This is a genomic window from Sphingobium sp. WR1, from assembly GCF_059693745.1.
Genome location: NZ_JCATID010000033.1, coordinates 36,569 through 42,916, shown reverse-complemented (window position 1 = coordinate 42,916; position 6,348 = coordinate 36,569). Strand labels below are relative to the sequence as shown.

The following is a 6,348-nucleotide window of genomic DNA, read 5'->3' as shown; positions in this document are numbered from 1 at the left end:
TGATGCCCTTGCACGCCGTTCCGGTATTGTTCGTCCTTAGCGTTGCTTGGCGTACCTCCCACGCTATGCCCTCTTAATGTGCGAGCGTTCCGCCATTCATCGGCACGCACACGCCAGTAATGAAGTTCGATTTCGAACTGGCCAGGAAGAGCACGATCTCCGCAATCTCGGCCGACTTTTCGAGACGGTTCATCGTAGCGCGCATCGCGAGTTTCGCTTGATCCTCATCGGAACCAAGCGCGCCCAGCGATGCGTCGATAAGCCCCGGCACAATTGCATTGGCGCGGATGCCCTGCTGCGCATAGTCCGCAGCGATGCCTTTGGTGAGTGCGATCAGACCTTGGGACGACGCGCAATAGGCCCCCCATCCTGGTGCAGCGTCCGCGCTGGCAATGTTGGCGAGGTTGACGATTGCGCCGCCGCCAGCCTCGATCATCGCCGGAATCTGCGCGCGCACCGCGTAGAAGAGACCAGATAGATTGGTGGTGGTGATTTCGTTCCAGGTCGCCGGTGAAAGCCCGGCGAGGGGCATCGATGGCGAGCTCATCGCTGCATTGTTGACGGCGATATCGAGCCAGCCATATCGATGCCTGGCGAAGGTCGCCAACCCGAGATGATACTTAGGATCGGCAAGGTCTCCAGGATAAAAGCAGGCGCGACCTTCCGCCGCCTCGATCGCCGCGACGGTTTGCTCGCCGGCCGCGCTGTCCTGGTCAGCGACGATGACGTTGGCGCCCTCATTGGCGAATAGAAGCGCGACCCCGCGCCCGACGCCCGAACCTGCACCCGTGACGATGGCGGTCTTGCCTTGAAGGACTGGAAGGCGCTCTTCTCTGGCGCGAGCGGTATGGAGCGGGAGATCCCGGTAAGTCATGCGTGCTACCTTTTTCGGAATTAGGGGAGACACGCTAAATGTCACGATGCCGGTGGCGCCGATCAACCGCTCATCAGTTCATGGTTGCTGTCCTTACAGTGCGCGATCGCGTGCCTCGCGCTCGCGGTTGATCTGCTGAATTCCGGCATTGAAGAAATCGATGAAGGCACGCACCTTCGCTGAGAGGAATTTGCGGCTGGGATATACCGCGTAGATCTTGGTGGCGATCTGGGCGCTTTCCGGCAGCACCATCTCGAGGCTGCCCGCGATGATGTCGTCCTCGACCATGGCGTGGGGCAATATGGCCATGCCCATGCCTTCGAGCACGACGAGGCGCAGAAGCGATTCACTGCCGCTTTCGAAGCCGACCTGGAACCTGACGACCTCGCGGCCATGCGGCCCCTCGAACGGGACTGCTGCGCCGACGTGCATGCCCTTGCACAGCAGAAGCTTCTGCCCGTTGAGGTCCGCCAGATGCTCCGGGCGTCCGATGCGGTCGAGATAGGCGGGGGTTGCGACGAGATAAAAGGGCAGATCCGCCACCGGACGGGCGATGAGGCCCGGATCAAGTGACCCGGGGACCGTGGCACACAGCAGAAGATCGAAGCCTTCCTCCACCAGATTCACAAGCCTGCCGCTGAGCTCGACATCGAAACGAACCTCTGGATAAAGCAAATCGAATTCGGCGAGCATGGCCGAGAAGCGCGGATTGTCGAACCAGAGCGGCGCAGCGAGCCGCAGCGTTCCGCGCGGAACGACGGTCGTGTTGCCAACAGCCGCTTCAACCTCGTCGAGCGACTCCAGCGTTTGTTTCGCCTGGTTGAAATAAAGCGCGCCGGTTTCGGTCAGGCTGACGTGACGGCTGGTGCGGTTCAGTAGCCGCGTTCCGAGCCGGTTCTCGAGAGCGCGCACATGCTTGCTGGCCATGGTCGGCGACATGTCGTGCCGTTCCGCGGCGGCGGTAAAGCTCTTCAGTTCGACGACGCTGCAGAAGACGCGGAGGCTTAATAGAGTATCCATAGATCATGAACCTACAGGACATGCTGATTGAACTCAAGGCGCGTTGATAAAGCTACAGGACAGGTGCATTTCAACCGGCGTCGGCGGTCGTTGGACTTGCCCCCTCCCAGCCCCCCAGTCGGCGGCTGCCGACAGCTCCTTTTAGATCAATAGCGCAGGACAGATCAGCATGGCGTCGAAAATTGTTCCGCACAAAGCTGCGCGGTTTGGCCGCGTGGCTTTGCTGCTACCCTTTCTCCTCACAGGCGCTTGTGCGTCGATACCCGATCTCGGCACGCAGCCAGAGCCGCGCGCCGCGAGTGACTATGCGTCAACGGTCTCGCTGGCGGGGCCGCGTGCCGAATGGCCGGGTGACGGCTGGTGGCGGGGTTATGGCGATGCGCAGCTGACGCGTCTCATCGATGAGGCGCTCGCCGGCTCGCCCGACCTTGCGGCCGCGGCGGCGCGCATGCGTACCGCCCAGGGCTATGCCCAGGCGGCCGGCGCGGCGCTCAAGCCCAGGATCGATGCCTTCGGCTCAATGGATGCATCCAATCTCAGCCAGAATCAGAGCCTGCCGGCCTCGGCAATCCCGGACGGCTGGAACGACAGCGGCGAGGTCGGTATTGGCCTCACGCTCAACCTCGATCTGTGGGGCAAGAACCGCGCCGCCATGCGCGCCGCACGTCTCGACGCAACCGCCGCCGAGCTCGAGCTCGACGAAGCACGGCTTGCCCTCACGACGGGGATCGCGTCGACCTACGCCGAGCTGGCGTCGCTTTATGCACAGCGCGACAACCTCGAATCCGCGCTCGACATCCGCACCCAGTCGCTCACCCTCGTCAAGCAGCGCGTGGCGTCCGGCCTCGACAATGACAGCGCACTGCGGTTGGCCGAAGCGCGCATCCCCCAGACGCGCGCCGATCTGGCCGCGACCGACGAGGCGATCGCGCTCGCCAAAAACGCGCTCGCCGCCCTGCTGGGCGCGGGGCCCGACCGGGCGCTCACGATCGAGCGCCCCGATATCGCCGCGCTGCAGATGCAGGGCGTGCCCGGCACCGCGTCGATCGATCTTGTCGGCCGTCGTCCCGATGTGGCGGCCGCGCGTGCGCGCGTCGAAGCCGCAGCGCAGCGGATCAAGGAAGCCAAGGCAGGCTTCTATCCTGATGTTAATCTCAGCGCGGTGGCCGGAATGCAGTCCTTCGGTCTCGACAACCTCTTCAAGAGTGGCTCGTCCTTTGGCAGCGTCGGGCCCGCGGTAAGCTTGCCGATCTTCCACGGCGGCGCGCTCCAGGGCCAGTATCGCGGTCGCCGCGGCGAGTATGACGAGGTGGTCGCGCTCTATGACCGCCAGGTCATCCAGGCGCTGCGCGAAACCGCCGACGCCGTGACGAGCCAGAAGATGCTCGTCCAGCGACTGGCGGAATCACGCGACGCACTCGCAGATTATGAAGACGCGCTCCGCCTCGCGCAGCTGCGCTACAAGCAGGGCCTGTCGCCCTATCTCGATGTGCTCACCGCCCAGGAAAGCGTCGTCGGCGCGCGCCTCAAGGTCGCCGAACTCGAAACTCGTGCCTTCACACTCGACGTGCAGCTGATCCGCGCCCTTGGCGGCGGTTTCTCGGCTGCCTGACCCCGTCAAAAAGGAGATTTAAAATGGCTGATAGAGATCCCGGCACCCTGGGTGCCACCGAAGAAGTTACCATCGATGCGGTTGCCGACACCAAAGTGAAATCCAAGCGCAAGAGGCTGTTCGGTGCGCTTGCCGGTGGCATCGCACTCATCGGGGCGGGCGGTTATGCCTATGATGCCCTGGTCGGTTCAAAGCATGCCGTTACCGACAATGCCTATGTCGGCGCCGATGTCGCGCAGGTCACGTCGCAGCTTGCTGCTCCTGTGAGCGCCGTGCTTGTCCAGGATTCGCAGCAGGTGCGCCGCGGCGACGTGCTCGTACGGCTCGACGATACCGACGCGAAGATCGCGGTCGCGCGTGCCGAGGCCGATCTCGCAAGGGCGGTCCGCAAGGTCCAGGGCCTTGTCGCGACCGACGGCGGCCTTGGCGCGCAGATCAGCGCGCGCGCCGCCGACGAGGCGCGCGCCGATGCCGAGATCGCTGCGGCCAGGGCAAGCTTCGACAAGGCGCGGATCGACCTCGAGCGCCGCCAGGCGCTGGTCGACACGGGTGCTGTGTCCGCCGACGAGGTGACCACCGTTCGCAACGCGTTCAACAATGCCGCGGCCGGCCTTCGCGCCGCCCAGGCCATGCGCGCCCAGGCCGCCGCCGCGCGCAATGCCGCTATCGGGGAGCGCGACGCCAACCGTGCGCTGATCGCCAACACCACCGTCGACAACAATCCCGAAGTGCTTGCGGCGCGTGCAGCACTCGCCCAGGCGCGTGTCGATCTCGAGCGCACCGTCATTCGCGCACCGTTGGACGGTGTCGTCTCACGCCGCCAGGTTCAGGTCGGCCAGCGCGTTCAGCCGGGCGCGATGCTGATGGTCGTCGTGCCGGTTCAGGCCGCCTATGTCGATGCCAATTTCAAGGAAGTCGAGCTCGCCCACGTCCGCCCGGGGCAAAAGGTCGAGCTGACGTCCGACCTTTACGGCGAGGACGTCGTCTTCCACGGCAAGGTCGCCGGCTTCTCCGGCGGCACCGGCGCGGCCTTCGCGCTCGTCCCCGCGCAGAACGCGACGGGCAACTGGATCAAGGTGGTTCAGCGCCTGCCGGTGCGGATCACGCTCGATCCCAAGGAGCTCAAGCAGCACCCGCTGCGCGTCGGCCTCTCGATGAACGTCGACGTCCAGATCGCCAAGTAAGGCCCGGCAAAAAGGGGCACGCACATGTCCATATTCAAAGCCTTTGCGGAGGCGCGAGAGGCGCCTCCGCTCACCGGCATCAAGCTCTATATCGCGGCCATCCTGATCGGCCTCGGAAACTTCCTCGTCGTGCTCGACACCACGATTGCCAACGTGTCGATCAACACGATCGCCGGCGACCTTGGTGTGTCGTCGACGCAGGGGACCTGGGTAATCACCTCCTATGCGGTGGCCGAGGCGATCACCGTCCCGCTCACCGGCTTTCTGGCGATGAAATTCGGCGCCCAGCGCACGTTCCTCGTCTGCTATCTGGCGTTCGCGGCGATTTCGCTGCTGTGCGGAATGTCGAGTTCGCTCGGTATGCTGCTCGGCATGCGCGTGCTGCTCGGCCTGTTTGGCGGGCCGATCATGCCGCTGTCGCAGATGCTTCTGCTGCGCATCTTTCCCAAGGAGAAGGCGACGCTCGCCACCGTCATCTGGGCGATGACCACGCTGACCGGGCCCGTCGCGGGCCCGATCCTCGGCGGCATCATCTGCGACAATTACGGTTGGGAATGGATCTTCTTCATCAAGGTGCCAGTCGCTGCGGCCGCGGGAATCGTGCTGTTCATGCTCATGCGCGGTCAAGCCGATCCGAAGTTCAAGGCGACGATCGACAAGATTGGCCTCGCGCTGCTCGTCATCTGGGTCGGCGCGCTCCAGATCATGCTCGATGAGGGCCGCAACCACGACTGGTTCAACGATCCGCATATCCGGATGTACGGCATCGTCGCTGCGATCGGCTTTGTCGCCTTCGTGATCTGGGAGCTCACCGAGAAGAATCCGATCGTCGACCTCAAGATCTTCCGGCACCGCGGCTTCGTCGGCGCCGCGACGACCTACTCGCTGGGCTTTGGCGGCTTCTTCGCGAGCATCGTCATCCTGCCGCTCTGGCTGCAGTCCAACATGGGCTATACCGCCACGTGGGCCGGCTATGCGACCGGCATCATGGGGATCCTCGCGGTCATCTGCTCGCCGCTGGTCGGAAAGGCGGTCGAGAAGTTCGATCCGCGTGGGGTTGTCTGCCTTGGCATCCTCGGCCTGGCCGGGGTCATGGTCTGGCGCATGCTGGAATTCAGTACCGACGTGACCTTCCTGCAGATGGCCTGGCCGACGCTCGTCACCGGCGTGTTCATGGTGATGTTCTTCGTGCCGGTCACGGGTCTCGCCATGGCCAGCGTGGAACCCGAGGAACAGGCGAACGCGGCGGGTATCTCGAACTTCATGCGGACGCTCGCCGGCGCCTTCGCCACCTCGCTCATCCAGAGCGAATGGTCGAACGCTACCCGGGTCAACACGACCGAGATCGCGAATGCGATGCCCCACGGCCAGGCGGCGGTAGACGGCATGATCGCGCAAGGCGTCCCGGCGGACTCGGCGCGAACCATGCTCTCGCATGTCGTCGAAGGTCAGGGAGTCATGCTCGCGACGCTCGACATGTTCGGCCTGATCGCGGTCTGCCTCGGCGTCGCCGCCATGATCATCTGGCTCGTGCCCAAGCCCAAGGGCCCGATCGACACCAGCGGCGCGCACTAACATTGCCGGCACCGCCCTCGAAGCACCGTCAAACGTGCTTCGAGGGGCCGGAAAGCCGGTCCACTCCTCCCTCGTTACAAAAA

At 64.3% G+C, this 6,348-nt stretch carries 5 protein-coding genes; 3 read left to right on the top strand and 2 right to left on the bottom strand.

Annotation, left to right across the window (positions count from 1 at the left end; all coding sequences use genetic code 11):
• Positions 1-73 precede the first annotated feature (73 nt).
• Entirely contained in the window at positions 74-940 is an 867-nt protein-coding gene (locus AC58EF_RS25155) for an SDR family NAD(P)-dependent oxidoreductase (RefSeq protein WP_497279212.1), read from the bottom strand.
• A 27-nt stretch (positions 941-967) separates the two neighbouring features.
• Positions 968-1,894 (bottom strand): LysR family transcriptional regulator, encoded by a 927-nt coding sequence (locus tag AC58EF_RS25150; RefSeq protein ID WP_497279211.1) that lies wholly within the window; start codon positions 1,892-1,894, stop codon positions 968-970.
• Positions 1,895-2,063: 169 nt separating this feature from the next.
• Here AC58EF_RS25150 and AC58EF_RS25145 point away from each other — a divergent pair, with 169 nt between their 5' ends.
• The 3 genes from AC58EF_RS25145 to AC58EF_RS25135 are packed head-to-tail and all read left to right on the top strand — an operon-like array spanning position 2,064 to position 6,265.
• The gene (locus tag AC58EF_RS25145; protein ID WP_497279209.1) at positions 2,064-3,506 is read left to right on the top strand and encodes an efflux transporter outer membrane subunit; all 1,443 of its coding nucleotides are present in this window, start codon (positions 2,064-2,066) and stop codon (positions 3,504-3,506) included.
• 23 nt (positions 3,507-3,529) lie between these two features.
• Positions 3,530-4,690: an HlyD family secretion protein gene (locus tag AC58EF_RS25140; RefSeq protein ID WP_497279208.1), complete on the top strand. Its 1,161-nt coding sequence runs from the start codon at positions 3,530-3,532 to the stop codon at positions 4,688-4,690.
• 24 nt (positions 4,691-4,714) lie between these two features.
• Positions 4,715-6,265 carry a DHA2 family efflux MFS transporter permease subunit gene (locus AC58EF_RS25135; protein ID WP_497279207.1) on the top strand — a complete coding sequence of 517 codons (1,551 nt, stop codon included), beginning with the start codon at positions 4,715-4,717 and terminating at the stop codon, positions 6,263-6,265.
• Positions 6,266-6,348 lie beyond the last annotated feature (83 nt).